The 25,468-nt window shown below is 68.3% G+C and carries 24 protein-coding genes; 7 read left to right on the top strand and 17 right to left on the bottom strand.

Annotated features, from left to right (window positions below):
• Positions 1 to 440: 440 nt before the first annotated feature.
• The 3 genes from purN to purM are packed head-to-tail and all read right to left on the bottom strand — an operon-like array spanning position 441 to position 3,497.
• Positions 441 to 1,016, bottom strand: coding sequence for a phosphoribosylglycinamide formyltransferase (gene purN / locus LC068_RS02330; protein WP_226634206.1), 576 nt, complete (start codon positions 1,014 to 1,016; stop codon positions 441 to 443).
• A complete protein-coding gene (locus LC068_RS02325) occupies positions 1,013 to 2,398 on the bottom strand; it encodes a M28 family peptidase (protein ID WP_226634205.1) in 1,386 nt (461 codons plus the stop codon). The genes purN and LC068_RS02325 overlap by 4 nt, the downstream gene beginning before the upstream one ends.
• 58 nt (positions 2,399 to 2,456) lie before the next feature.
• A complete protein-coding gene (gene purM / locus LC068_RS02320) occupies positions 2,457 to 3,497 on the bottom strand; it encodes a phosphoribosylformylglycinamidine cyclo-ligase (RefSeq protein WP_226634204.1) in 1,041 nt (346 codons plus the stop codon).
• 80 nt (positions 3,498 to 3,577) lie between these two features.
• Between purM and rnd the strand changes: the two genes are divergently transcribed.
• Complete coding sequence (rnd, locus tag LC068_RS02315) at positions 3,578 to 4,729, top strand: ribonuclease D (RefSeq protein WP_226634203.1); 1,152 nt, start codon at positions 3,578 to 3,580, stop codon at positions 4,727 to 4,729.
• Here the strand turns inward: rnd and LC068_RS02310 are convergent.
• The 7 genes from LC068_RS02310 to LC068_RS02280 form a co-directional block, all read right to left on the bottom strand.
• Complete coding sequence (locus LC068_RS02310; RefSeq protein WP_226634202.1) at positions 4,726 to 5,085, bottom strand: VOC family protein; 360 nt, start codon at positions 5,083 to 5,085, stop codon at positions 4,726 to 4,728. The genes rnd and LC068_RS02310 overlap by 4 nt on opposite strands.
• Positions 5,086 to 5,122: 37 nt before the next feature.
• Positions 5,123 to 6,634, bottom strand: a complete 1,512-nt coding sequence (locus LC068_RS02305; protein WP_226634200.1) for a Ppx/GppA phosphatase family protein — start codon at positions 6,632 to 6,634, stop codon at positions 5,123 to 5,125.
• The gene (locus LC068_RS02300; protein WP_226634198.1) at positions 6,615 to 8,849 is read right to left on the bottom strand and encodes an RNA degradosome polyphosphate kinase; all 2,235 of its coding nucleotides are present in this window, start codon (positions 8,847 to 8,849) and stop codon (positions 6,615 to 6,617) included. Before LC068_RS02300 ends, LC068_RS02305 begins: the two co-directional genes overlap by 20 nt.
• Positions 8,850 to 8,893: 44 nt before the next feature.
• Complete coding sequence (locus tag LC068_RS02295) at positions 8,894 to 9,574, bottom strand: P-loop NTPase family protein (protein ID WP_226634197.1); 681 nt, start codon at positions 9,572 to 9,574, stop codon at positions 8,894 to 8,896.
• 93 nt (positions 9,575 to 9,667) lie between these two features.
• Positions 9,668 to 10,999: a PepSY-associated TM helix domain-containing protein gene (locus tag LC068_RS02290; RefSeq protein ID WP_226634195.1), complete on the bottom strand. Its 1,332-nt coding sequence runs from the start codon at positions 10,997 to 10,999 to the stop codon at positions 9,668 to 9,670.
• Positions 10,999 to 13,050, bottom strand: a complete 2,052-nt coding sequence (locus LC068_RS02285; protein WP_226634193.1) for a TonB-dependent receptor family protein — start codon at positions 13,048 to 13,050, stop codon at positions 10,999 to 11,001. Before LC068_RS02285 ends, LC068_RS02290 begins: the two co-directional genes overlap by 1 nt.
• A 69-nt stretch (positions 13,051 to 13,119) precedes the next feature.
• Positions 13,120 to 13,512 carry a hypothetical protein gene (locus LC068_RS02280; protein WP_226634191.1) on the bottom strand — a complete coding sequence of 131 codons (393 nt, stop codon included), beginning with the start codon at positions 13,510 to 13,512 and terminating at the stop codon, positions 13,120 to 13,122.
• Positions 13,513 to 13,664: 152 nt separating this feature from the next.
• Between LC068_RS02280 and aspS the strand changes: the two genes are divergently transcribed.
• The gene (aspS, locus tag LC068_RS02275; protein WP_226634190.1) at positions 13,665 to 15,506 is read left to right on the top strand and encodes an aspartate--tRNA ligase; all 1,842 of its coding nucleotides are present in this window, start codon (positions 13,665 to 13,667) and stop codon (positions 15,504 to 15,506) included.
• Between the two features lie 9 nt (positions 15,507 to 15,515).
• On the opposite strand, the gene LC068_RS02270 is transcribed toward aspS, so the two are convergent.
• Together LC068_RS02270 and LC068_RS02265 are read right to left on the bottom strand one after the other, a co-directional pair.
• Complete coding sequence (locus LC068_RS02270; protein ID WP_226634188.1) at positions 15,516 to 16,490, bottom strand: pentapeptide repeat-containing protein; 975 nt, start codon at positions 16,488 to 16,490, stop codon at positions 15,516 to 15,518.
• Between the two features lie 62 nt (positions 16,491 to 16,552).
• The gene (locus tag LC068_RS02265) at positions 16,553 to 17,065 is read right to left on the bottom strand and encodes a pentapeptide repeat-containing protein (RefSeq protein WP_226634186.1); all 513 of its coding nucleotides are present in this window, start codon (positions 17,063 to 17,065) and stop codon (positions 16,553 to 16,555) included.
• A gap of 152 nt (positions 17,066 to 17,217) precedes the next feature.
• Between LC068_RS02265 and LC068_RS02260 the strand changes: the two genes are divergently transcribed.
• Entirely contained in the window at positions 17,218 to 17,628 is a 411-nt protein-coding gene (locus tag LC068_RS02260) for an NADH:ubiquinone oxidoreductase subunit NDUFA12 (protein ID WP_264182095.1), read from the top strand.
• Positions 17,625 to 18,344, top strand: coding sequence for a DUF2155 domain-containing protein (locus LC068_RS02255; RefSeq protein ID WP_226634184.1), 720 nt, complete (start codon positions 17,625 to 17,627; stop codon positions 18,342 to 18,344). Before LC068_RS02260 ends, LC068_RS02255 begins: the two co-directional genes overlap by 4 nt.
• On the opposite strand, the gene aat is transcribed toward LC068_RS02255, so the two are convergent.
• The 4 genes from aat to aroQ are packed head-to-tail and all read right to left on the bottom strand — an operon-like array spanning position 18,311 to position 21,353.
• Entirely contained in the window at positions 18,311 to 18,979 is a 669-nt protein-coding gene (gene aat / locus LC068_RS02250; RefSeq protein ID WP_404825193.1) for a leucyl/phenylalanyl-tRNA--protein transferase, read from the bottom strand. The two genes, LC068_RS02255 and aat, sit on opposite strands and share 34 nt — an antisense overlap.
• A 20-nt stretch (positions 18,980 to 18,999) precedes the next feature.
• Positions 19,000 to 20,355: an acetyl-CoA carboxylase biotin carboxylase subunit gene (gene accC / locus LC068_RS02245; RefSeq protein ID WP_226634182.1), complete on the bottom strand. Its 1,356-nt coding sequence runs from the start codon at positions 20,353 to 20,355 to the stop codon at positions 19,000 to 19,002.
• A gap of 4 nt (positions 20,356 to 20,359) precedes the next feature.
• Positions 20,360 to 20,860 carry an acetyl-CoA carboxylase biotin carboxyl carrier protein gene (gene accB / locus LC068_RS02240; RefSeq protein ID WP_209117393.1) on the bottom strand — a complete coding sequence of 167 codons (501 nt, stop codon included), beginning with the start codon at positions 20,858 to 20,860 and terminating at the stop codon, positions 20,360 to 20,362.
• A 31-nt stretch (positions 20,861 to 20,891) separates the two neighbouring features.
• On the bottom strand, positions 20,892 to 21,353 hold the full coding sequence (aroQ, locus tag LC068_RS02235) for a type II 3-dehydroquinate dehydratase (RefSeq protein ID WP_226634180.1): 462 nt from the start codon (positions 21,351 to 21,353) through the stop codon (positions 20,892 to 20,894).
• An 89-nt stretch (positions 21,354 to 21,442) separates the two neighbouring features.
• Here aroQ and thiS point away from each other — a divergent pair, with 89 nt between their 5' ends.
• Positions 21,443 to 21,640: a sulfur carrier protein ThiS gene (gene thiS / locus LC068_RS02230; protein ID WP_226634178.1), complete on the top strand. Its 198-nt coding sequence runs from the start codon at positions 21,443 to 21,445 to the stop codon at positions 21,638 to 21,640.
• On the opposite strand, the gene LC068_RS02225 is transcribed toward thiS, so the two are convergent.
• Positions 21,641 to 23,086, bottom strand: coding sequence for an alpha/beta hydrolase (locus LC068_RS02225; RefSeq protein WP_226634176.1), 1,446 nt, complete (start codon positions 23,084 to 23,086; stop codon positions 21,641 to 21,643).
• 113 nt (positions 23,087 to 23,199) lie between these two features.
• On the opposite strand from LC068_RS02225, the gene LC068_RS02220 reads away from it, so the two are divergent.
• Both LC068_RS02220 and LC068_RS02215 read left to right on the top strand, forming a co-directional pair.
• Positions 23,200 to 24,627 (top strand): LytR/AlgR family response regulator transcription factor, encoded by a 1,428-nt coding sequence (locus tag LC068_RS02220; RefSeq protein WP_226634173.1) that lies wholly within the window; start codon positions 23,200 to 23,202, stop codon positions 24,625 to 24,627.
• Positions 24,628 to 24,677: 50 nt separating this feature from the next.
• Positions 24,678 to 25,463, top strand: coding sequence for a thiazole synthase (locus LC068_RS02215; protein WP_226634171.1), 786 nt, complete (start codon positions 24,678 to 24,680; stop codon positions 25,461 to 25,463).
• Positions 25,464 to 25,468: the final 5 nt, after the last annotated feature.

Below are 25,468 nucleotides of genomic sequence, written 5' to 3'. Positions count from 1 at the left end.
AGTGACGTGATGAACAAGGCCCCGGTGGAAACGCCGGGGCCTTTTTCGTGGGCGAAATACCGTCTGAATGGTCTGAATGGTCTCGAGTGCGACCCGCCGGTAGGGGGTGACCCTTCTCCCGGTGGGAGAAGGTGGCGCGTGAGCTCCGGATGAGGGTTGGCGTCTTCATTCGGCGACAGCCGTGGCAGGACCGGTGCGACGGCTCACGCCGAAGGTGAGGGAGAGCCCCTCACCCCCTACCCCCTCTCCCACGGGAGAGGGGACGAAAAACACCGTCTGAATCGTCTGAATAGTCTGTATCCCTCCTGCGCGCCGGTCTGGTGCCGGGCAGCATAGGTGCGGGAGGATGCAGGGCGGGCTAAAAGACTTCCGGCGTGGTCAAGCCATTGAGCGGGTGCCGAATTTGTTGGCCGGACGCGGATACCCGCTAGCGCCGCCCCTCACAGTCCCGCGCAGAATGCCGCCAGTGCCTGCGGATACAGCCTGTGCTCGGCCTCGAGCACGCGGGCGGCGAGGGTCTCCGGCGTGTCGCCTGCCATGACCGGTACATGGGCCTGATCCAGCACGGGCCCTTCGTCCACGCCTTCGCTGACGAGGTGGACGGTGCAGCCGGCCTCGGCGTCGCCGGCCTCGATGGCGCGGCGATGGGTGTCGAGGCCGGGGTATTTCGGCAGCAGGCTGGGGTGGATGTTCAGCATGCGGCCGGACCAGCGCCCGACCAGCCAGGGGGTCAGGACGCGCATATAGCCGGCGAGGGCGACGACCTGGATGGCGTGGTTGCGCAGGGCGTCATCGATGGCCGCTTCGTGCGCCTGTCGATCCTTGCCATAGGGGGCGTGGGGAAGGGCAATGGTCGGGATGCCGCGCTCGGCGGCCCAGGCCAAACCTGGGGCCTCCGCCTTGTTCGACAGCACGAGCGCGACCGCATAGGCGTCGCCGGCCCCCTCTACGAGGGCGCGCATATTGCTGCCCGTGCCGGAGATCAGCACGGCGACACGGACAGGCGCTTTTGTCACTCGGCAGCGGCCACGCGATAGTCGCCGGGCGGGCCGGGGAAGGTGACCGGGCTCTCATAGCCGTCGGCCGAGACCGCCGAGACGCCAAAGAAGAAGTCGTCGATGACGATGCCTTCCAGCACGACGCGGGTCGTGTCGCCGCCCGCGATCCAGCGGCTGTACGTCCACTGGGGGGCGGTGGTGGACCGCCACCAGACGCGGTAGCCCGCGGCGCCGGGCACGGCCTGCCAGGTCAGGGTGGTGTCGGGCTGCACCGCACCGGCGATGGTCACCCCGGTCGGCGGTGCGGGGGCACGGGCCAGCGCCGCCATGCTGATGACGTTCAGGCGGGTGACCTGGGCCAGATAGTCGAAGTCCACGCCGTCGATGGTGTCGCCATAGTGGACGCCGTCCTCGACCCGCAGGTCCTGATGCTGGCGGTCGTAATTCTCGGCGCCCTCGGAAATCCGCACCGCGGGGAAGCCCGCGCGCAGCATCTCGACCTGGTCGCCGCCGCGCCCGAAGCGGTCGGTGCGATAGATCATCTCGACGTCGAAATTGGTCAGATAGCGGTCGGCGATGCCGTCGATGAAGCGGGCCAGATTGCGCGAGGAGGAATCGACCTCGCCGCCGTTGTAGCGACGGTTGTTGGCCTGGGCCTCGGTCTCGACCGTCTTGGTGCCTTCCGAGAAGACCCGCACGCGGGTGGTGTCGACGATGCCGCTCTGGCCCTCGGAATTGCCGACGATGTCGTTGTTCAGATTGGCCTGAACGAACCAGCCCTGCTCGGTCGCATAGTCGGCCAGGATCTTGCCGCCCAGCAGACCCTGCTCCTCGCCCGACAGCACGGCATAGACGAGGGTGGCGTCGAACTCATAGGCCGAGAGGATGCGGGCGGCCTCCAGCACGGCGGCTACGCCCGAGGCATCGTCATTGGCGCCGGGCGCGTCGGAGGTGAAGTCCATCACGTCGCTGACGCGCGAATCGAGGTGGCCCGAGATGATGATGACGCGGTTCGGATCGCCGGTGCCGCGCTGGATGGCGACGACATCGACGACCTCGGTCGGGGTCGGCACGCGCCGGCCTGTGACTGTGTCCGACGGGGTGACGATCTCGAGGCAGCCGCCACAGTCGCGGCTGATGCTCTCGAACTCGCGTTCGGCCCAGCGGCGGGCCGCACCGATGCCGCGCGTCTCGGACTGGGTCTCCGACAGGGTGTGGCGGGTGCCGAAGTCGACCATGGTATGGATGTCGGCCCGCATCCGCTCCGGCTGGACCAGAAGGCCCAGCGCCCTGAGGTCGGCATGATCCACGGCGGCCGGGGTCTGGGCGGAGGCCGGTGTGGCCAGTCCCGCCGAAAGGGCGAGACCTGCCGTCAGGCAGAGGGAAGCGAGCAGACGCATGGCGATCTCCTGAACAGGGCGGCTACCGTGAGGGCAAGCCGCCCGGGGCGTCAACCGCTCAGGCGCTGGCCTGAAGCTGGCCGCAGACAAAGGCGGTCTCGCCGGCTTCCAGCAGGGCCTCCAGCGCATCCTCGACGTGCTCGGGGCCGACGATCAGGATGAAGCCCACGCCACAGTTGAAGGTGCGGCGCATCTCGTGGTCGGAAATGCCGCCGTTTTCGGCCAGCCAGTCGAACACGGCCGGGCGCGGCCAGGCCTGCCAGTCGAACGCCGCCTCGAGGCCGGGGGCGATGCAGCGGGGCGGATTCTCGATCAGGCCGCCACCGGTGATGTGGGCGGCGCCCTTGACCCAGCCCTGTTTCATCAGCGGCAGGACCGATTTCACATAGATGCGGGTCGGCTCCATCAGGGCCTGGGCCAGGGTGCGCTCATGGGCGAAGGGGGCGTCGTCGGCCCAGTTCAGGCCGCGCGTCTCGATCACCTTGCGGATCAGGGAATAGCCATTCGAGTGCGGGCCGCTGGAGGCCAGGCCGATGATGACGTCGCCGGTGTTCTGCAGATCGTGACGGGGCAGGGTATGGCCGCGCTCGACCGCGCCCAGCGAAAAGCCCGCCAGATCATAGTCGCTGCCTTCATAGAGGCCCGGCATCTCGGCCGTCTCGCCGCCCACGAGGGCACAGCCGGCCTGGCGGCAGCCCTCGGCGATGCCGGCCACCACGCGGCGGGCGGCCTCCACGTCCAGCTTGCCGGTAGCGTAATAGTCGAGGAACAGCAGGGGCTCGGCGCCCTGGGCCAGCAGGTCGTTGACGCACATGGCCACCAGATCGACGCCGACGCCGTCATGGCGGCCGGTGTCGATGGCGATCTTCAGCTTGGTGCCGACCCCGTCGGTCGTGGCGACGATCAGCGGGTCCTCGAACCCGGCCGCCTTGAGGTCGAACAGGGCACCGAATCCGCCCAGCGACGGCTCGGACCCCTTGCGCGCGGTCGATTTCGCCAGCGGCTTGATCGCATCGACCAGCCGCTCACCGGCGTCGATATCCACCCCCGCCTGGGCGTAGGTCAGGCCGTTGGGCGGGGGAGGGGAACTGTCGCTCATCGAACACGAACCTGAATCAGTGGACGGAAATCCGGCGTCCCTCTTGCCATGGGGGCGCACGCGGGGGCTATAGCATCCAAATGACACCGATCACCACCAATCCAGCCCTTGTCGAATTCTGTGCCGAACTGGCCCGCGCGCCGTTCATCGCCGTGGACACGGAATTCATGCGCGAGACGACCTATTGGCCCAAGCTGTGCCTGATCCAGGCGGCGTCGTCGGAGGTCTCGGGCATCATCGACCCGCTGGCGGACGGGCTGGACCTCGAGCCGTTCCTCGAACTGCTGCGCGATCCGGACATCATCAAGGTGTTCCACGCCGCGCGGCAGGACACGGAGATCTTCGTGCGGCTGGGGGCCATGCCCCTGCCCATGTTCGACACCCAGGTGGCGGGCATGGCGGCCGGATTCGGCGATCAGGTGTCGTACGAGGCGCTGGTGCGCCAGATGCTGAAGCGCGATCTGGACAAGGGCAGCCGGTTCACCGACTGGGCGCGGCGCCCGCTGTCGGACGCCCAGCTGACCTATGCGCTCGGCGATGTGACCCATCTGGCCGCCCTGTACCCGAAACTGCGCGAGCAGTTGAAGAAGGCCGGACGGCTGGACTGGGTGCTGGAGGAAATGGGCAGTCTGACCGACCCGGCGCTTTACGACACCACACCCGAAAATGCCTGGAAGCGCCTGAAGCCCAAGAAATATTCGGCCAAATATCTGGCCGCGTTCGTGGCCACGGCTGTCTGGCGCGAGCGCACGGCCCAGGAACGCGACCAGCCGCGCGGGCGCATCATCAAGGACGAAGCCATCGACGAGATCGCCACCCAGGCGCCGACCGATCCGGACGCCTTCAACCGCCTGCGCTCGGTGTCCAAGGGATTCGGGGCCTCGCGCCTCGGCGAGAGCCTGATCGAGGAACTGCGGCGGGTGCTGGCCGACCCCGAGGCCCATGCGCCGAAGCTGGAGCGTCCGGGCCACCGTCCGGCGGCGGCCCCCTCGGTGGTGGAACTGCTGAAGGTGCTGCTGAAGGCCAAGAGCGACAATGCCGGCGTCGCCCCCAAGATGATCGCCAACGTCGCGGACCTCGAGAAGATCGCGCTGGATGACGACGCGGATGTCGACGCCCTGCGCGGCTGGCGGCGGGACCTGTTCGGGGACGACGCCCTGAAGCTGAAGCGTGGCGAGCTGGCTCTGGTCCTGAACGGCTCGCGCGTCGAGGTCGTCGAGATCGAGGACTAGGCCCCCGCGGGCTCCCACAGTTCGATCGGATTGCCCTCGGGGTCGTGGATGCGGGCGAACCGCCCGACCTCGGGCGCGTCCCATTCGGCGCGAGTCTCGACCGGGATGCCGGCCGCGGCCAGCGACGCCAGCAGGTCGTCCAGACCCTCGACGCGCAGGTTCAGCATCCAGCGCCTGTCGGCGGCGAAATAGTCGCTGTCGTCCTTGAACGGGGCGAAGACGGTCGGGCCCGCCTGCTGATCCCAGACGAAGGCGCCGGGCGGGGCGCCGACACCCAGATGCTTCAGATACCAGGCGGCCAGACCGTCCGGATCTTTTGAGCGAAAGAAGAAGCCGCCGATTCCCGTCACTGGCATGTCACCCTCCCGAAGTGTGAGGGACAGACTGCGCCGGTCAGTCGCCGCACTCAAGATCGAGGGTATCGGCCAGGTTCTTCAGCCGCCGCCGGGTCTGCTCGCCCAGCAGCATGTCTGCATAGCCGTCCGCCGCCGTCAGGATCAGCGTCTTGTCCTCAAGCGACAGGCGGGCGCCGGCCAGCAGCTGCGGCGCGCGCCCGGACAGGTCGCAGGCGAGGCGAATCGCCTGACCGAGCGCCTTGGCATGGCGCCGTGCCCCTTCGTCCAGCAGGCGGTCGATGACCTCGGGCTGGGGTGTGGCCGACGGCCCGCCGTAGCGGGCGTTCAGCGCGCAGGCGAGGAAGGCGCGCTCCGCATGGGTCTGTCCGGGAACCGGCGCGCGCAGCACCTGGTCGAAGACCAGTTCGACGCGGTGGTCCGGGTGCAGGCGTGCCCCGAGATCGCAGAGATGACAGGCCGCGGTGGTCAGCGCATGGTCCCGCGCCTTGCCGAAACTCTCCGGCAGGGCGGGCAGGACGGGCTCCAGCCAAGCCTGAAGGGCGCCGGGTAGCAGGGGCGAAATCCCCTGCCGCGCCCCCCAGGCCGCACAGCCGGCGATCAGCGGGTCGCTGTCGCGATGCTCGTCACTGAGGGCGTCCTGCAACAAACCTTCGCGCAGGCCCCAGGCCGAGAACTCCACGCTCTTCAGCTCAAGCCGCTCGATCAGGGCCTCCAGCACCAGGGCGGCATAGGGCAGGGTCTCGGCCCGTCGGCGCGACACACCCGGCGTCCGGTCCAGCGAGGCGCGCGACTGGCGCGAGACGAAGCGGGCCACCTCGCGCGCGTCGTCGGCCGTCATGGCGTACTGGTGCACGATCTGCAGCGGGTAGTCCGACATCGCCATATGCAGCTGGGCGATGCTGCGCCAGGCCCCGCCGACGGCGTGCAGGATCGGGGCCTTGAAGTCCGCCGTCTTGCCCTTCAGTCGCTTGTCGATCTTGGTGCGCAGTTTCTTGGCGTCGAAATCGCCGCCATCGGCCAGGGCGAAGGGGCCCAGCGGCAGGGTGATTCCCTGACCCACTTCGCCATCCTTGAGGCGGATCAGCTCCAGACTGGCCCCGCCCATGTCGGCGGCCACGCCCTCGGCGGCCGGGTGACCCGCCAGCACGCCGCGCGCGGCCTCGCGCGCCTCTTCCTCGCCGGACAGGACGCGGATGTGCATGCCGGTCTCTGCAGCCACCCGCTCGCAGAACTCCAGCCCGTCCTCGGCGTCGCGGACGGCGGCGGTCGCGGCCACGAACACATGCTCGGGGCGCACCCCCTCGATGACGGCGGCGAACCGGCGCAGCGCCGGCAGGGCCATCAGCACGCCCTCTTCGGACAGGCGCCCCGTATTCGGCAGGTCGCGGCCCAGCCCGGCGAGCACCTTTTCGTTGAACACCGTCCAGACGGCGCGCCCCTCCAGCCGGTACAGCACCATGCGCACCGAGTTGGAGCCGATGTCGATCACCGCGGCGTCGGCCGAGGTCGTCGCGCGGGAGTGGAGGGGGTCAGGCGTCAGGGCGGTCATAGCGCAGCGTGGCCGGTAGCGTCTTTACCTTGCTGCCGCGTCCGGACAGGCTGGGATTGGTCATGAAATAGCGGTGCGCCGAGAAGGGCCGTTCGGGATCGGCGGGCTTCAGCCGGTGGTAGTTGCCCTCGGAGTCCAGCTCCCAGCTCTGGGCGTCGTCCTTGAGATTGGCGACCATGATCTGGTCCAGCACCTGGTCGTGGACGGTCGCATTCAGGACCGGCGCCATCACCTCGACGCGGCGCTCCAGATTGCGGTTCATCCAGTCCGCCGACGAGATGAACAGCTTCGCCCGGTCGTTGGGCAGGTCCCGCCCGTTGGCAAAGGCCACGATGCGGCTGTGCTCCAGGAAGCGGCCGACGATCGACTTGACCCGGATGTTCTGGGACAGGCCCTTCACCCCCGGGCGCAGGCAGCAGATGCCCCGGATGACCAGGTCGATGCGCACGCCCGACTGGCTGGCCCGGTACAGGGCATCGATGATGTCGGGATCGACCAGCGAGTTCATCTTGGCCCAGATGGCGGCGGGCTTGCCCCGCGCGGCGGCGGCCATCTCCTTCTCGATCAGCTCGATCAGGGTCGACTTCATATTGAGCGGCGAGACGACCATCTGTTCCAGATCGTCGGGCTGGGCATAGCCGGTGATGTAGTTGAACACCCGGTTAGCATCGCGCGTCAGCGTCGGCTGGCATGAGAACAGCGACAGGTCGGTATAGATGCGCGCCGTCACCGGGTGGTAGTTGCCCGTGCCGACATGGCAGTAGGACCGCAGCCCGTCGCCCTCGCGCCGCACGACCACGCTCAGCTTGGAGTGGGTCTTGTACTCGACGAAGCCGAAGACGACGTGCACGCCCGCCCGCTCCATGGCCCGCGCCCAGCGCAGGTTGGCTTCCTCGTCGAAGCGCGCCTTGATCTCGACGACGGCGGTGACGTTCTTGCCGTTCTCGGCCGCCTCGATCAGGGCGGCGACCACCGGACTGTCGCGCGATGTGCGATAGAGGGTCTGTTTGATGGCGATGACGTTGGGGTCGCGCGCGGCCTGACGCAGGAATTGCACCACCACGTCGAAGCTCTCGAACGGGTGGTGGATCAGCATGTCCTTCTCGCGAATGGCGGCAAAGACATCGCCGCCATGGTCTCGGACCCGCTCCGGATAGCGGGGCTCATAGCCCGGGAATTTCAGGTCGGGGTGGCCGCCGCCGATCAGCTCCGACACCTGGGCCAGACCCAGCATGCCGTCGATCATCACCACGTCCTGTGGCAGGGCGTGCAGCTCGCGGGTGATGAAGTCGCGCAGGTCGTCGGGCATGGAGGCCTCGATCTTGATGCGCACGACCGAGCCCATCCGGCGCTGTTTCAGCGCCTCCTCGAACTCCATGACCAGGTCTTCGGCCTCTTCCTCGATCTCGATGTCCGAATCGCGGATCAGGCGGAAGGTCCCGCGCTCCAGCACGTCACAGCCGGGGAACAGGTGGTCGATGAAAAGCATCAGCAGGCTTTCCAGCGTCACATAGCGGGTGCGCCCCTTGGCCGACCGGCCGTCGGTGGGCAGGGGCCAGAACCGCTTCACCTGGGTCGGCACGGGCACCAGGGCGTACAGGATGCGATTGTCCCGACGCCGACGCAGCTTGAGCGCCAGCGAGAAGCCGAGGTTGGGCAGGAACGGGAAGGGGTGCGCCGGGTCGATCGCCATCGGCGTCAGGATGGCGAACAGCTGGTCGAGGAATTCGGGCTCCAGCCGCTCGCGCTCGGTCTTGGTCGCCTTGCTGGCGTCGATCACCTCGATGCCCGCATGGGCCAGCTCGACCTTGAGCTTGCGCCAGCGCTTCTGCTGATGCGCCATCAGCTCGCCGGCGGCCTCATTGATCCGCTCCAGCGCCTCGCTGGGCGTCAGGCCGTCGGCCGACAGCACCCGCACCCGCTCGCGTACCTGACCCTTCAGGCCCGCGACCCGGGTCATGAAGAACTCATCCAGGTTGTTGGCCGAGATCGACAGGAACCGCAGCCGCTCCAGCAGCGGGTGGGCGGGATTCGACGCCTCTTCCATGACCCGCCCGTTGAAGGCCAGCCATGACAGTTCCCGGTTGATGAAACGGGTGGGCGAGGTGATCAGGGTCTCGGACAGCTTCAGCTGTGGCGCGCGCGAGGTGGGCACACCTTCGCCCACGGCCTGATCGGTGATGGAGGACAGGTCGGGCGAGGGCGTATCCGTCATGATGCGGTTCTGGACCGGGGCAATGACAGTCGCAACCTTCGATCTCACTCCGGGGCGAACAGGTCGCCACTTTCGTCCAGCACCCGGCGCGCCAGAACCCGCGTGACCGGAGCGTGGGCCCCGTCCAGAAGTTCCACCACGCGCTCGACGCTGTCGGCAGACCGGTCCACCCGGCGGATCAGATAGGCGATCACATCCTCGGCGGGCTGCAGGCTGCGTTCGGCGAACCGAGCGCGGAACATGGCGGCCAGCACCGCGTCATCCGGCGCTTCCAGCGTCAGGACCAGCAGGCCGTTCAGGCGGGACCGCAGATCCGGCAGGTCGACCGGCCATTGTCCCGGCAGGTCGCGCGACACCAGCAGCAGGGCGCCACCGGGCGCCTGGGCCAGATTCATCAGGTGAAACAGGGTCTCGTCGTCCACTGTTGCCGCCGAATCGAGCAGCAGCGGACGGCCTTCCAGCTCCAGCGGGTCGGCCAGGGCGATCTCCATGCCGTCGAAGGGCAGGGCCCCGACCCGTTCCGCCCAGACCCGGGCCAGATGGCTCTTGCCCGATCCCGCCGGGCCGCACAGGGCCGCCGTCCCGCCCAGCGGTGTGGGCCAGGTCAGAAGCGCCTGATGGGCCGCCGCATTGCTGGCCGAGACGACAAACGCCTCTTCCTGCCCGCTCAGGCCTCGCCTGAGGGGCAGTCGCATCTGGCCGGTGCTGTCCGTCGGGGACGTCATGGTCCCTGACATATCAGAACCCTGCGGCGATCGGTTAAGCATGGCTGTGACCATCCGGGACAAGCTGTCGCGTCTGTGGATGAATGGCGGGTCTCAGCGCCGCATTCGCCCCCACAGCCACTCTGCGCCAAGGGCGACTGCCAGCGACAGGCCCGTCAGCGGAAAGATCACCGCCAGCGGCAGGACGATGCCCAGCACGGCGGCTCGGCCCCGACCGCCCGGTGGCGCAGGCGGGGGGGTGATGCCACGCCCGCGCGGACGCCGTTTCCACACCATCGTTCCACCGCTGATGCCCAGCACCCAGATGCCGATGCAGCCCAGCAGCATGATCAACCGGTTGATCTCGCCATACTGCATGCCCTGATGGACGGCGATGCCCCATTCGAAGGCCTTGGCGCCGCCGCCGAACTGCTCCCAGCGCAGGTCGGCGACCACACGTCCCGTCGAGCCGTCGACGTACAGGCTGCGGGCGTCCTCGGCCTTGCGGGTGACGCGCGAGACGGTGAAGGCCAGCGTCGGATCAGCGGGGATCGAGACGGTGTAGGGCGCGCCCATGCCCTCGGCCTCGGCCGTGGCGATGACGCGGGACAGCATGCCGGGGCCCTCGGTCGGGGCCTGCAGCACGGCGTGCTCCATCGTCCAGCCGGTGCCGGAAGGGGCATTGTGGCCCTTGCCGTGGCTCCACGGACTGGCCGCCGCCGGGGCCGGAGGACGGCCCAGACCACTCTCACGCATCACATTCATGAACCGGTCGCCCCAGACCGCCGACCAGGGCATGCCGGTCAGGGCGAGGAACAGGATGATCCCGCCGACATAGAGGCCCGTCACCGCATGGGCGTCGCGCCAGAACGGGCGACGGGCCGGGTTGCCGGGACGGGGCAGGGCGACGGCGACGTCCCGACCCTTGCGCGGCCACCACAGGAACAGGCCGGTCGCCACCAGAATGATGGCCCAGCCGGCCACCACCTCGACCAGGATGTTGAAGGGCTTTCCGAGCAGTTCGAGGCTGTGCAGTTTCTTGACCAGTTCCATGATCCCCTGACCGCCGACCGTGCCGGTGACCTGACCGTCGTAGGGATCGACGAAGACGGTGCGCTCGCCGTGATCTGTGCGGACGCGGACCTGAACGGCGCGGTCGGGGCGGTCGGGCACGACGACGGCCAGCGCCGTACCGCCCGCCGCCTGTTCGGCATTCTTCTGCCATAGGTCAGCCGAGGCGCGGGTATCCCGCGCCTCGACCACAGCCATCGATCGCCAAGCCAGCCCCTCGATCTCCGTCTTGTAGAGATAGAGGCCGCCGGTCAGGGCCATCAGCATCAGCACCGGCATGACGATCAGGCCGGCGAAGAAATGCCAGCGCCAGACCCGGCGCCAGCTGTCGGACAGGGCAGGGCCGTCCTGCCAGGGCTGTGTGACCTTCGACATCACAGGCTCAACCTCACTCCCACGAACACCGAGCGCCCTTCGCCCGGCATGAAGACGGCGGTCGAGGCCGTCCGCGCGTCGGTGACGGCGCTGATCTCGCTGATGTAGCGCTCGTCCGTCAGGTTGCGGGCATCGACGAACAGGGTGGTACCGTTGGCCAGGTCCCAGCCGCCGTTCAGACCCCAGACGGTAAAGCCCGGCGCCTTCAGCGTATTGGCATAGTCGACCCAGACGTCATCGATCCGCCACTCGACCGTCGGCGTGACGAACAGGCCCGACGGATGCCGCCAGGTGAGCTCGGCGCGATACTGGTGCTTGGGCACGACCGGCAGCCGGTTTCCTTCCCACAGCAGATCGCGTTCGAAATAGAAGTCATTGTAATTATAGGTTTGACGTAGCACCAATCGGCCGTCTGCCGGGGTTACCGGCAGGGTCCACTCCAGCCCGGCCTCGAGACCCTGATGGATGGTCCGATCGCCGTTGAAGGTGGCGGCCGGAATGTCGGGTCCGGTGATGTAGTTGAGGATCTCGCCGTCGATCCGGCTGCGGTACAGGGTGACGTCCCAGGCCAGCGACCCGCGGCGGCCGCGCGTGCCGGCTTCGGCCGTCCAGGCGTCCTGGATGTCGACCGGGGTGAAGCCCGTCAGCGGGGCCTGCACCAGGGCGCCATAGGTCGGCGGTTCGACCGAGCGGGTCAGGTTGGCATAGACCTGCGCCCCGTCCTCGCTCTCCCACAGCAGTCCCAGCCGGGGCGAAACCCAGTCCCAGGTGACGCCGTCATTGTTGGTGGCATTCCGGCGATCGACATAGTCGCGCGTCGCCCGGCCATACGACCCGCCTGCCACCAGTGCCAGCCGGTCGGTCACAAACAGCCGCCCTTCGGCGAACACGTCCAGCCCCGTGGCCTTTTGCAGATTGTCAGCGGTCAGGGCCCCGGCCATCCCGGCAGTGTTGACGTAGCGCTGGCCGTCGACCTCGCCGTCGCGATAGCTGAGCCCGTAGAACAGGTCGGCCTTCAGGCCGCCGACCTGACCGGTCCAGTCGAATCGCCCGAACAGGCCCGCCGTCTGCGAGTCGGTGTCGAGCACCTGAAAGATCGGGTGCCACAGATCCTTCTGCCAGCCCCAGACCGCGCCCTCGAACACGGTCGAGGCGCTCAGGCGCCAGCGGGTTTGCAAGGTCAGCCGCTTGACCGTCAGGTCACGGGCCTGATCGCCGGCGAGCGCGCCGGCACTGGCCATTTCCGGGGTCTCCAGCGCCTGGCTCAGGGTCAGGGCGCCGGGCAGGTCCTGCTTGATGTCGGCGGCCTGGAAGACCAGCCGCACCTCGCGGTCCTCGCCGAACGACCGGCCGAGGTTCAGGCTCAGACGCCCCTGCGACTGGTCGGCATGATCGCGATAGCCGTCGGATTCCATGCCGGCGACCGAGGCGTACAGGTCCCAGTCGCCCCACTGGCGGGCCAGGGCCAGTTGCCCGCGATAGCTGTCGAACGAGCCCCCCTCGACGCGCAGCAGGGTCTCATAGGGTGCGGTCCGGCCGTTGACCGAGACCAGATTGACCGCTCCGCCCAGCTGGGCACCGCCGAAGCGCAGGGTGTTGGCGCCCTTGTAGACCTCGATGTAGCGGGCGCTCATCGGGTCGATGGCCTGAAAGTCGGAAAAGCCGTCGGCGTCGGCAAACGGCACGCCGTCCTGGGCGAACAGAACGCCGCGTTGGTGGAAGCCCTGGGCAATGCCCGAGCCCCGGATCGACAGGCGGGCTTCCTCGCCATAGCGCTTTTGCGCCAGCACGCCGGGGACGTTGCGCAAGGTGTCATAGAAGCCTTGGGCGAAGCGGTCCTCAAAGGTCTCTGCGGCCACGACCGACACGGCGCCGGGCGTGCGCGACAGGCGCGTGCGGGCCTCGGCGACCACGGGCGGGTCGTCGGAATTGCGGGTACCGGTGACGATGATCGAGTCGACCGTGGCTTCGGTCGCCTCCTGGGCGAGGGCAGGGGTGGCCGCAAAGGCCAGGGCCACCACGGAAGTGGCGGCAAACAGTTGGGATTTCACGTGGATATGTCCTGAAAGAGTCACGGAGGCGCACGGCCGCAAGGGCGTGCGCGGTCGGCAGAGACGTCTTCAGGCGTGAGGTGGGGCCGTGGCGGGGGGCTTTGGCGGATAGAGCGCGGTCGGGCGCGCGCTGGCAGAGACCGGCGCGAACGCAGGAGCGGCGGTGGCCTCTGGCTGAGCCGGCAGCACGACCGGCGGGGTGTCGACGGCCTGCAGGCCCGACAGCAGGGCCATGGCGCAGGTCAGGCTGGCCTGCTGGTCCGGATCGACCGGGACGGGGTGGCCGTCGGCGTCGAGCGTGACGCGGATGACCTGACCGGAGCACAGCTGGATCGGCGTGTCGCCGGCCGCCGAGGCCGCCACCGCCGAGGGCAGCAGGCTGGCGAACACGATGGCAAAGGTCGCGGCCAGAATGGCCAGCGCCCGGGTCAGGCTGATCTCGTCTGCGGGATCGCGTGTCACGCCTTGCCTAATGCTATATTGTATCGTTCGTGAAAAGCGCTTTCCCGCGCGGGTCGTGTCTTTCCCGATCACCCGCATGCTTGACTTTCAGCGACGATAATGCGCCCTTCCGGCCTCCCGAATTCTCCCCTTTTCGTGACCGATCCAGACCCATGGCCGAGACGCATCTTTATCGTACCCACACCTGCGGCGCCCTTCGGGGTGACGATGCCGGCAAGACGGTCCGTCTGTCGGGCTGGGTGCACCGCAAGCGCGACCACGGCGGCCTGCTGTTCATCGACCTGCGCGACCACTACGGCCTGACCCAGCTGGTGCTGCATCCGGAAACGCCGGGCTTCGAGGTCGTCGAGCGCCTGCGCGCCGAGAGCGTCATCCGCGTGGACGGCGAGGTCGTCGCCCGCTCGCCCGAGACCGTCAACGCGACCCTGCCGACCGGCCAGATCGAGATTCAGGTCGAGTCGGTCGAGGTCCTGTCCGAAGCCGCCGAACTGCCGCTGCCGGTCTTTGGCGAGCCGGAATATCCCGAGGAGCTGCGCCTCAAGCACCGCTACCTCGATCTGCGCCGCGAGACCCTGCACAAGAACATCGTGCTGCGCTCCAAGGTGATCTCCTCGATCCGCCGCCGCATGGTCGATCAGGGCTTCCTCGAGTACCAGACGCCGATCCTGACGGCCTCGTCGCCCGAGGGCGCGCGCGACTTCCTCGTGCCGTCGCGCCTGCACCCCGGCAAATTCTATGCGCTGCCCCAGGCGCCGCAGCAGTTCAAACAGCTGCTGATGGTCTCGGGCTTCGACCGCTATTTCCAGATCGCGCCCTGTTTCCGCGACGAGGACCTGCGCGCCGACCGGTCGCTGGAGTTCTATCAGCTCGACGTCGAGATGAGCTTCGTCACCCAGGAAGACGTGTTCGCCGCCATTGAGCCCGTCATGCACGGCGTGTTCGAGGAGTTCGCCGACGGCAAGCCGGTCTCGCCGATCGACCAGCCCCACACCTTCACCAACGATTTCGGCCAGACGCTGGAGCACAAGGGCTTCGAGCGTCTGACCTTCGCCCAGTCGATGGCCTGGTACGGCACCGACAAGCCCGACCTGCGCAACCCCATCAAGATGCAGGATGTGTCCGAGCATTTCCGCGACGGCGGCTTTGGCCTGTTCAACAAGATCCTTGCGGCCGACGCCAAGAACGCCGTCTGGGCCATCCCGGCGCCCACCGGCGGCAGCCGCGCCTTCTGCGACCGCATGAACAGCTGGGCCCAGGGCGAGGGCCAGCCGGGCCTCGGCTACATCTTCTGGTCCGATGACCAGCAGGCCTGGGGCGGACCGATCGCCAAGAACCTGGGCCAGGAGCCGACCGAGGCCCTGATGACGTCGCTGGGCCTCGGCAAGGGCGACGCCGCCTTCTTTGCTGCCGGCCTGCCGGCCACCTTCGCCAAATTCGCCGGATCGGCCCGCACCCGCGTCGGCACCGAGCTGAAGCTGATCGATGAGGAGCAGTTCAAATTCTGCTGGATCGTCGACTTCCCGATGTTCGAATGGTCCGAGGAAGAGAAGAAGGTCGACTTCAGCCACAACCCCTTCTCGATGCCGCAGGGCGGGCTGGGGGCGCTGGAGACCCAGGATCCGCTGACCATCCGCGCCTATCAGTACGACATCGTCTGCAACGGCTATGAGCTGTGCTCGGGCGCGATCCGGAACCACAAGGCCGAGATCATGCTCAAGGCCTTCGAGATCGCCGGCTATGACGCCTCGGTGGTCGAGGACCAGTTCGGTGGCATGCTGAACGCCTTCCGCTATGGCGCCCCGCCGCACGGGGGCCTCGCGCCCGGGATCGACCGGATCGTCATGCTGCTGGCCGGCCAGACGGCCATCCGCGAGGTCATCGCCTTCCCGCTGAACCAGCAGGGCGAGGATCTGCTGATGAATGCGCCGACGGCGGCCGACGAGCGTCAGCTGAAGGACGTGCACATCCGCACGGCCCTGCCGATCAAGGTTTGAGGTTGGGGCCTAGCGGCCCGCGACCACGACGCGGGGAGGGGTCGGAGGCCGGGGCGCGGCCGGGGGCTGAACCCGCGACAGGTTCCGGCAGCTGCGGCCCGTCAGGCCCGAGGGCAGGCGGGTGGCCGAGTCGGCGCACGCCTCGCCGATCTGCGACTGGGTCAGGCCGCGCGACAGGCTGAGGTCCGTACCGCGGATGTCGGTGCGGTCCAGCGAGGCGCCCGTGAAATCTGCGCGCGAGAAGGAGCCTCCGGTCAGGCGCGCGCCGTCCAGCTCCGCTCCCCGGAAGTTGGCGCCGGCAAAATTGCCGTTCGACAGGTTCGAGGCCGTGATCTCCGCATTACGGAAATCGGCGCCGCGCGCGTTCACATTGGCCAGGGTCACGCCGAACAGCTCGGCCCCCTGCAGATCGGCGCGTGCCAGAATGGCCCCGTTCATATTGGCGCCGCCCAGGGCCGCGCCCTGAAGGTTGGCCGAGGACATGTCGGCGCGCACGAAGACCGACCCGAGGCCCTCGATGCCGTCCATGCGGGCGTTGGTGAAGTCGGCCCCGGTAAAGTTGGCGGCGACAAGGGTCGCGCCCCGCAGGTCGGCCCGTGTGAAGTCCGCGCCCGAGAAGTTCGATCCGACCAGTTCGGACCCGCGCAGATTGGCATCGACCAGAGTGGCATCGGTGAAGGTGGCGGCCGTGAACGTCGCCCCGGACAGGTCGCGACCGGAGAGTTCGCACCGGCGGCAGGTCCCGCCCAGCGAGACCACGCGGGCCACGTCGGGATCCTGGACGAACATCTGATCCCAGATCTGGCCATCCTGCAGGGCGGGCACCTGGACCTGCACCGAGCGCACATCCTGACGGTCGCCGTCCCCGCGCCAGACCCCGGCCTGCGCACCCGTCGCGGCGAAAACCGTCAGCAGCGCCAGACCGGCCAGGGCGGCACGGCCGCGGCGTTCAGGCTTCGCAAGGGGAAGGACAAGAATGTTCACACCGTCTCCATGCCGTCATTGACCGCAAATCCCTACTTAATTCGGCGTAAGGATCGGGCCCCTCAGCAGGCCGGAATGCGGAGCGAACCGGGCAGTTGTGTTTCAGAATCCCCACAAGCCCGATCCAGTTGGCGCTGGGTCAGGCCGGTCGCGCGCTGCAGCTGGGCGCCGGAGAAATTGGCCCCGTCCAGCGTGGCGCCGGAAAAGTCAGACCCCTCCAGATAGGCGCCCACGAAGCTGGCGTTGGTCAGATTGGCCCCGCCGAACCGTGAACTGGAGAACACCCCGCCATAGGCGTCGACGTCGCGCAGGTCGGCATTGGTGAAGCGGGTGCGGTTCATCACGGCCAGGCTGAGATTCGCCTGACGCAGACGCGACCCCGACAGGTTCAGCCCGCGCGCCTCCATATAGGAGAAATCGCCTTGGAACAGGTTGCAGCCCGGGCAGCTGTTGCCGGCCCGCACCCGCGCGATCTGGCTGGCATTCTGGGCAAAGGCCGGCTCGGGAACGGCGACGGCCAGCATGACCACGGCTGTGGCGAGGCCGAAGGCGGCGGCAAGGGCAGGGCGCGTCATGGCAGGGGTCCCGTTTGCGGATCAGTCACCCCCTGTCATGCAAGTTCCGCGCCGCCCGTCCAGCCCTGTTTCGCGGCGATCCGCCGCTGGACGTGCCGGGTGCCGGTTCGTATGATGATCCATCGGCGCGCACCGGTTCGCGCCCCACTGACATGACTGGGTTTCCTGACGTGCTGGCCAAACTGTTTTCCTGGTGGAGTGGTGCAACGATCGGCACCCTGTTCACGGTGGCCAAGCGTGGCCGGCTGGTCGGCACGGACGAGCAGGGCAACCGCTATTACGAATCGCGCGATACCCGGAGCTATGACGGCCGTCGCCGCCGCTGGGTGATCTATGACGGCTATGCCGAGGCGACCAAGGTGTCGCCTGACTGGCACGGCTGGCTGCACTACACCTTCGACGAGCCGCCGACCGAGGCGGCCCTGCCGCGCCAGACCTGGGAAAAGGACCACCTGCCCAACCTGACCGGTACGCCGCTGGCCTGGCGTCCGCCCGGCTCGCTGTTGACGACCGGCAAGCGCCCGGCCGCCACCGGCGACTATGAGGCGTGGACGCCCGAATGAAACGCCCGGCCCGCCTTCTGGGACTGGTGACGGTGGCCACCCTGGCGGTGGCCGGTGTCGGCGTGACCGCCGCCCTGAACGACCTGCCCCAGGATGCCCGGCCGATCCAGGACCCGCCGACCAATCCGGCCCCGGCCCAGGACCCTGCACCCGCGCAGAACACCCTGACCCCGACCGAGACGGCGCCGAATACCCAGCCCGCGCCGTCCGCACCGGTGCCCGTGCCGCTGACGCCGGAAGAGACCACGGCCGCCCTCAATCAGGCGCGCCGGAATGCGCCGCTCAACGAAATCCAGACGCCGCCCGAGGAAACCGACGAGGTCGAGGTCGCCGAGGAGGACGAGGTCGAGGTGATCGAGGCCCCGACCGAGCCCGAAGGCCCGCCGCCGCCGCGGCAGCGCCGCCGCGTCGCCGTGATCCAGGCCATCGACAAGGTGACGGCCGAATCCATCCGCTTCGAGGTCGAGGTCGGCGGTCGCCCGGTGGCCTTCAAGCGCGAGCTGATCTTCCGCGTGCGCGCCTGCGAGGTGTCGTCCGAGGAAGAGCGCGATCAGGAAGCCGCCGGCTATGTCGAGGTCAGCCTGCAGCCCCGGGGCGTGGTCACCGGGGCCGAGCCGCGCCAGATTTTCCGCGGCTGGATGTTCGCCTCCTCGCCCGGCATGGCCGTGCTGGAGCACCCCGTCTACGACGCCTGGCTGGTCGACTGCCGGGCATAGGCCACGGCCTCTTCGCCCGTCATTGCTGCCCTGAACGCCTCCATGTCCGGGTGCTGCTCCAGCGCCGGACGCAGCACGCGCATATAGATCCGGTGCGGGGCATCGACGATGTTGAACTGTTTCAGGTGATTGTTGACGAACTGGGCGTCCAGCAGGCTGAAGCCCGCGCGGTTCAGGCGCGCCACCAGATGCACCAGCGCGATCTTTGAGGCATCGCGCTGATAGGTGAACATGCTTTCGCCGAAGAAGGCCCCGCCGATCTGCACTCCGTACAGGCCCCCGACCAGGGCGTGGCCCGCCCAGCATTCGATGCTGTGCGCATGCCCCTGTTCGTGCAGCTCGGTATAGACCTGCTCGATGCGGCGGTTGATCCAGGTGTCCCAGCGATCGCGGATCAGGGCCGCACAGCCGGCGATCACCTGCGGGAAGTCCCCGTTCACCCGCACCTCCAGATCGCTGCTCCGCACCGTGCGGGCCAGACGCGCCGGAATGTGAAACCGGTCCAGCGGGATCACCCCGCGCACATTCGGCCGGATCATGACCAGGGTGTCGTCGTCGCGCGCCTCCGCCATGGGAAAGGACCCATAGCGATAGGCATGCAGCAGATAGTCGGCGGTCAGGGCCTCGGGGTCGATCAGCGTTGTGAGCGCCTCGCTCAGCTGGCCGGCCCCTTCTGGCGTTTGGCCCAGTTTTCCAGCCAGTGGATGTCGTAATCCCCCGACAGGATGTCCGGCTCGTTGAGCAGCTTCTGGAACAGCGGGATGGTGGTGTCGATGCCGCCCACGACCATCTCGTTCAGGCTGCGCTTCAGCCGTGCCAGACAGGCCTCGCGGTCACGCCCGTGCACGATCAGCTTGCCGATCAGGCTGTCGTAATAGGGCGGGATCGAATAGCCGGCATAGATGGCACTATCCATCCGCACGCCCAGTCCGCCGGGCGCGTGATAGTCGGTGATGGTGCCGGGCGACGGGGTGAAGGTCTCCGAATTCTCGGCATTGATCCGGCATTCGATGGCGTGGCCGGTGAACTTCACATCGTCTTGGCTGAACGACAGCGGCTCGCCCGCGGCGATGCGAATCTGCTCGCGGACCAGATCGACGCCGGTGATCATTTCGGTGACCGGGTGTTCGACCTGCAGGCGGGTGTTCATCTCGATGAAGAAGAACTCGCCGTCCTCCCACAGGAATTCGATGGTGCCGACGCCGAGGTAGCCGATGGCGGCGATGGCCTTGTTGACCGTTTCGCCGATCTTGGCGCGTTCGGCCGCCGACAGGGCGGGCGAGGGGGCTTCTTCCAAGATCTTCTGGTGACGACGCTGCAGCGAACAGTCGCGCTCACCCAGGTGCACGACATTGCCGTGGCTGTCGGCCACGACCTGAAGCTCGATGTGCCGCGGCTTCTGGAGATAGCGCTCCATGTAGACCGCGCCATTGCCGAAGGCGGCCTTGGCCTCGGACTGGGCCGTCTGCACCGCCTCGACCAGATCGTCGGGCGTCAGCGCCACCTTCATGCCGCGTCCGCCGCCGCCGGCGGCCGCCTTGACGATCAGCGGGAAGCCGATCGACTTCGAGGCCGCAATGGCCGCCTCGACCGTCTCGACCTCGCCGTCAGAGCCCGGAACCACGGGAATGCCCGCGTCCTTCACCGTCTGCTTTGCGGTGATCTTGTCGCCCATGATCCGGATGTGCTCGGACTTGGGCCCGATGAAGCTCATGCCGTGGGCCTCGACGATCTCGGCGAAGCGCGCGTTTTCGGACAGGAAGCCATAGCCGGGGTGGATGGCCTGGGCCCCGGTGATTTCCGCCGCCGCGATGATCGAGGGGATGTTCAGATAGGATTTGGCGGCCGGCGCCGGGCCGATGCAGACGCTCTCGTCGGCCAGCCGCACCCACATGGCGCCCCGGTCGGCTTCCGAGTGCACGGCCACGGTGGAGATGCCCATCTCCTTGCAGGCACGATGGATGCGCAGGGCGATCTCACCCCGGTTGGCAATCAGGACCTTGGTGAACACGGGATCAGGCCTCGAGCAGGACGAGGGGTTCGCCGAACTCGACCGGCTGCGCGTCGCCGACCAGCACGTCCGCCACCACACCGTCGCGCGGCGACTGGATCGGGTTCATGGTCTTCATCGCCTCGACGATCAGCAGGGTCTGGCCCTTCTTCACCTTGTCGCCGACCTTCACGAAGGTCGGGGCCTCGGGCGAGGGCTGCAGATAGACGGTGCCGACCATCGGCGACTTCACCTCTTCGCCGGCGCGCGCCACCATGGTCGCGGGGTCGCTCGGCATGGCCGCGGGCGCAGGCGCAGCGGCCGGGGCGGGGGCAGCAGCCGGAGCCGGCGCCGCCGCATAGGTCACCGGGCCGGCGGCCACGGTCAGTTCGCGCGCGACCCGGATCTTCAGCTCACCGCGCTCGACCTCGATCTCCGAGAGCTCGGTCTCCTTCAGGATGTCGGCCAGCTGGCGGACCAGGGTGGTGTCGATCTCGGATTCGTTCGGCAATTTCTTCACAGCCATGAGAGGGTGACCCTTGTTCTTCTTCGTTCTTTCAACGAGCCGCGGCGTCGGCGCGTTCCTGCGCCAGCCTCAGGGCGGCCTTGACCGCCAGCTCGTAACCGTGGGGGCCGAAGCCCGAAATGACGCCGGTCGCAACCAGCGAGACATAGGAATGGCGCCGGAACTCCTCCCGCGCCGCCGGATTGCTCAAATGGCACTCCACGACCGGAATGTCCAAGGTCTTGAGCGCATCCAGCAGGGCAACCGAGGTGTGGGTAAAGGCCGCAGGGTTGATCACCAGCGCACGGGCGGTGCCCCGGGCCTCGTGGATCCACTCGACCAGTTCGCCCTCGTGGTTCGACTGGCGGAATACGACGGGGACATCCCCGGCCGCCGCCTCGCACAGCGCCTGCACATCGGCCAGGGTCTCCCGGCCATAGATTTCGGGCTCCCGCTCACCCAGAAGGTTGAGGTTGGGGCCGTTCAGCACATAGATGACGTCAGTACGGCCCATGGGCTCCGCCGCTCGCGATTCCGGCCCGGGTTTTAGCTTAGCATTCCGGCCGGTCATAGCCCGGACGGCAAGGAAGGTGACCCCGCGTCATGCACATTCAGGTCAACGGCGAATCCCGTCGGGTCACAGCCACAACCCTGACCGGTCTGGTCGAGGAACTGGGTCTCGACCCCCGCAAGGTCGCCATCGAGCGCAATCTCGAGATCGTGCCCAAATCCCTGCACCCCACCACCGCCCTCACAGACGGTGACCGCATCGAGATCGTCCAGTTCGTCGGCGGGGGGTGATCAGGCGCGGACCAGGGCCGGCGGGAAGGCAGGCGGCGGCAGGGTGAGGTGCGTGTCGGAGACGGCCTCTCCGGCGAAGAAGCGGACCAGCAGGTCCTGAACCTCCGGGTGGGCCTCAAAGACATTGTGGCCGGCATTCTCGACGATGATGCGGGACCGGTTGCGGAACTGGTCGACCACCTCGGCCTGTTCCTCCAGCGGCGTCCGGCCATCGAGGGTGCCGGCGACCAGCAGGGCGGGCGTGTCGATGCTCAGGGGCGCGCGAAACGTCTCGCCCAGATCCAGACCGGGCACGACCCCCGACAGGTGCGGCATGGGGAAGTTGAGGGCGTCTCCGAGCACCGAGGCAGGGGCCACTTCGGCGACCAGGGCTGCCCGGGCGGGCGAGATACCGGACGCAAGGTCCATGGTTTCGGGCATTCCGGCGATGTCCAGCAGGCCTTCCATCTGGCCGAAGAAGCGCGAGAGGACGGCAGTCTCTCCGGCCTCCAGTGCCAGATACAGCGACGGCAGCAGGGCCAGGCTGGACGGATTGGCGATGAGGCCACCGGCCAGCATCTGAACGGCAAAGCCGCCGACCTGCGCCTCGACCGGGGCGCCCCGGTAGGTGGAGGCGAGGGCCAGCGGCTCGGCCTCCATCCGCGCATGCACGCGCCGCATCAGCGCCGGCAGGCTGGGCACCGCCGCGCGAAGCGAGGCGTCGCCGTCCAGCAGGGCGTCTACGCGGTCCAGATAGAGTTCAAGCCGGTCGGGCCGCTTCACGGTCTGATCCTGCCCCTCCAGACTGGCCAGGGCGACGCGGCCAATCCGGTCCGGATGGCGCCTGAGGGCCGACAGGGCGAGGTGCGAGCCGTAGCTGATGCCCCACAGGTCGATCCGCTCGGCGCCCAGATGCACCCGCAGGGCGTCCAGATCGTCGGCGCTCTCCGCCGTCGTGTAGCCGCGCATGCCGATGCCGCGCGCCGTCCAGGCATCCCATGCGGCGCGGTAGGCCTCGCGCACATGCCCGGTCAGCCCCGCGCGGGTCAGCGGCGGCACGGGCAGGGGGGCGAGGTCGAGCGGCGGGATCGAGGCCGACAGACCCGTGCCGCGCTGGTCGAAGGCGATCACATCCGCAACGGCCCGCAAGGCCATGAAGATCGGAAAGCGCGGACCCGTCGCGGTGCCGGTGCCCGTGCCCCCCGGACCGCCTGACAGATAGACGATCGGATTGCCGGGGTTCGGCGACGTCGAGGGGAAGCGCACATAGCCGAGGCGGATCGTCCGCGACGCCGGATCGCTCCGGTCCTCCGGAACTTCAAGGAAACCGCGTTCGGCATCGGTCTCGGCCCCGCGCCAGCCGGTGAAGCGGAACGGGCCGGCCGCGTCCTGCGCGATGGCCAGGGTTGGGAGGGCGAGGCCGGCGGCGGCCAGAACGGAGCGGCGGTTGATCTGGATCGGTTTCATGCCGTCGTGTCTCCTCCATCCGACCGCCCTCCGTCGTGGCTGGATCGGTGAGTGGCGCCCGTGGTTCGGTCAATGACCGGCACGCCCGGTGAAGGGTGGGCTAGGATCGGCCCATGGCACGGTGGCTGATTCTCATCGGGGTCCTGGTGGCCTTGTTCGCGACGACGGCGACGGCGGCGGCGAGCGAGGGCTGGGACGTCTGCGACGGACCGCCCGGGGTCGGCGGGACGACCTGCGCGCCGTTGCGAGGGCCCGTCGATCCTCAGGGGCGGGAGCTGTGGCTGCGCAAGCGCCAGGCCACGCCGACCGGGCCGGGCCCGCATGCCCTCTATCTGGTCGGGGTCGCATCCTCAGAGGCCTGGTTGAACGGGCAGCGGCTGGGCCGGAATGGCCGACCGGGCACCACCCGGGCCGCCGAACAGCCGGGCGCCTATCAGGCCGCCTTTCCCATCAGCGATCGCCTGTGGCAGCCGGAGGGGAACACGCTGGTCGTGCACCTGTCGTCCTTTCACGGCGGCCTGCGACTGGACTATCCGATGGGGGCGGTGCTCGTTGCGCCTTATCCCTATGCCATGCCAAGGGTGCTGATGCCGGCCATGCTGCTGGCCGCCGGGGCATTGCTGGCAGCGGCTTTCGGCTTCGGCGTCATCCACGCGATCCGGCGCACAGGGTCCAGCCTGGCCCTCGCCGGCATGGCGGGCGCCGCCGGCCTGCATGCGGTGCTGGAAAGCGTGAACCTGATCGGCACCTATCCCTATCCGCTCCACATCTGGCGGCTTGTCGCGATCTGGAGCCTGGCGGCCCTGTTCGGCATCCTGCTGGTGTCGTGGGTGACGGCGCGCTTCTGGCCGATGGCCGGTCGCAGGACGTCCGCAGGCGCCGCCCTGCTGGTAGCGACGTCGCTGGTCGTGCCGGGCTTTGACGCCAAGACGGCCGCCGCCCTTGGTCTCGGCCTTGCGCTGGCGGCGGCGATCACCGCCCGGGGCGTGTACCGCCGCCAACCGGGCGCCCGGGCGATGCTGGCGTGGCTGGTCCTGATCCTCGGCGTGCTGACGATCTGGCCCGACGTGTTCGTCAACCTGTCCTATTTCGTGCTGGCGGCCTGTCTGGTCCTTCCCCTGCTGATGGTCGAGGTGGTGCGTCTGGGGTGGGAGGCGGAGCGCCGGGAGACGGCGCTTGCGCGGGCGGCCGGTCGGCCTGATCGCCTGACCGTGGCCTCATCGCGCGGTGTCGTTCTGGTCCCGCTGGCCGACATCGTCGCCATTCTCGGCGCCGACGACTATGTCGAGCTGCGGCTGGTGGACGGGCAAACCCTGCTTCATGCGGCCCGACTGGATGCCCTTGAGCGCGACCTGTCTCCTGCCTTCGTGCGCGTGCATCGGTCGGCCCTGGTCAATCTGGTCCATCTGACCCGACTGGAGCGGGAGGAGGGGCGATACCGTGTGCACCTGTCGCACGGCGATCCGCTTCCGGTCAGCCGGGGCCGCCTGGCTACCGTGCGGGCGGCCCTGGACGGTGGCCCTGAAGCCCCGAGTGCATGAAATCGCCGGACGCTCTTTCACTCGCGCCCGCCGCGCCCTAGGTGTCGCGCATGAGCGATACACACACAGATGACACTTGGACCGTCGCCGGTCGGACCTTCACCTCGCGGCTGATCGTCGGCACCGGCAAATATGCCGACTATGCCCAGAACGCCGCAGCGGCCGAGGCGGCGGGCGCCGAGATCGTCACTGTGGCCTTGCGCCGGGTGAATCTGTCGGATCCCAGCCAGCCCATGCTGGTCGATCACGTCAAACCCGACCGCTTCACCTATCTGCCGAACACCGCCGGCTGTTTCACCAGCGAGGATGCGGTGCGGACGCTCAGGCTGGCGCGCGAGGCGGGCGGCTGGAACCTGGTCAAGCTGGAGGTTCTGTCCGAGACCCCGCACCTCTATCCCGACATGCCCGAGACGCTCCGGGCGCTGGAGATGCTGGTCAAGGACGGCTTTGACGTCATGGTCTATTGCACCGACGACGTGGTCATGGCCCGCCATCTGGAAGAGGCCGGGGCCGCTGCCATCATGCCGGCGGCCGCCCCGATCGGCTCGGGTCTGGGCATCCAGAACCGGGTCAATGTCCGGCTGATCGTCGAACAGGCCAGGGTGCCGGTGCTGGTCGACGCCGGTGTGGGCACGGCCTCGGACGCCACCATCGCCATGGAACTGGGCTGCGACGCCGTGCTGATGAACACCGCCATTGCCGAGGCGAAGGACCCGATCCGCATGGCGCGCGCCATGAAGCATGCGGTGATCGCCGGACGCGAGGCCTATCTGGCCGGACGCATGCCCAAGCGCCGCTACGCCAGCGCCTCGTCGCCGCTCAGTGGCCTGATCTAGGGGCC

The organism is Brevundimonas poindexterae, from assembly GCF_020524625.1.
In the GTDB taxonomy this organism is placed as follows: domain Bacteria; phylum Pseudomonadota; class Alphaproteobacteria; order Caulobacterales; family Caulobacteraceae; genus Brevundimonas; species Brevundimonas poindexterae_A.
This window is presented reverse-complemented; position numbering and strand designations above follow the sequence as displayed.

Coding starts and splice junctions, on each gene's coding strand:
- LC068_RS02325 (WP_226634205.1), bottom strand. CDS start 2,398: ATGCGTCTGCTCGCTTCCCTCTGCCTGACGGCAGGTCTCGCCCTTTCG.
- purM (WP_226634204.1), bottom strand. CDS start 3,497: ATGAGCGACAGTTCCCCTCCCCCGCCCAACGGCCTGACCTACGCCCAG.
- rnd (WP_226634203.1), top strand. CDS start 3,578: ATGACACCGATCACCACCAATCCAGCCCTTGTCGAATTCTGTGCCGAA.
- LC068_RS02310 (WP_226634202.1), bottom strand. CDS start 5,085: ATGCCAGTGACGGGAATCGGCGGCTTCTTCTTTCGCTCAAAAGATCCG.
- LC068_RS02305 (WP_226634200.1), bottom strand. CDS start 6,634: ATGACCGCCCTGACGCCTGACCCCCTCCACTCCCGCGCGACGACCTCG.
- LC068_RS02300 (WP_226634198.1), bottom strand. CDS start 8,849: ATGACGGATACGCCCTCGCCCGACCTGTCCTCCATCACCGATCAGGCC.
- LC068_RS02295 (WP_226634197.1), bottom strand. CDS start 9,574: ATGACGTCCCCGACGGACAGCACCGGCCAGATGCGACTGCCCCTCAGG.
- LC068_RS02290 (WP_226634195.1), bottom strand. CDS start 10,999: ATGTCGAAGGTCACACAGCCCTGGCAGGACGGCCCTGCCCTGTCCGAC.
- aspS (WP_226634190.1), top strand. CDS start 13,665: ATGGCCGAGACGCATCTTTATCGTACCCACACCTGCGGCGCCCTTCGG.
- LC068_RS02265 (WP_226634186.1), bottom strand. CDS start 17,065: ATGACGCGCCCTGCCCTTGCCGCCGCCTTCGGCCTCGCCACAGCCGTG.
- LC068_RS02260 (WP_264182095.1), top strand. CDS start 17,218: ATGACTGGGTTTCCTGACGTGCTGGCCAAACTGTTTTCCTGGTGGAGT.
- LC068_RS02255 (WP_226634184.1), top strand. CDS start 17,625: ATGAAACGCCCGGCCCGCCTTCTGGGACTGGTGACGGTGGCCACCCTG.
- accB (WP_209117393.1), bottom strand. CDS start 20,860: ATGGCTGTGAAGAAATTGCCGAACGAATCCGAGATCGACACCACCCTG.
- aroQ (WP_226634180.1), bottom strand. CDS start 21,353: ATGGGCCGTACTGACGTCATCTATGTGCTGAACGGCCCCAACCTCAAC.
- thiS (WP_226634178.1), top strand. CDS start 21,443: ATGCACATTCAGGTCAACGGCGAATCCCGTCGGGTCACAGCCACAACC.
- LC068_RS02225 (WP_226634176.1), bottom strand. CDS start 23,086: ATGAAACCGATCCAGATCAACCGCCGCTCCGTTCTGGCCGCCGCCGGC.
- LC068_RS02220 (WP_226634173.1), top strand. CDS start 23,200: ATGGCACGGTGGCTGATTCTCATCGGGGTCCTGGTGGCCTTGTTCGCG.
- LC068_RS02215 (WP_226634171.1), top strand. CDS start 24,678: ATGAGCGATACACACACAGATGACACTTGGACCGTCGCCGGTCGGACC.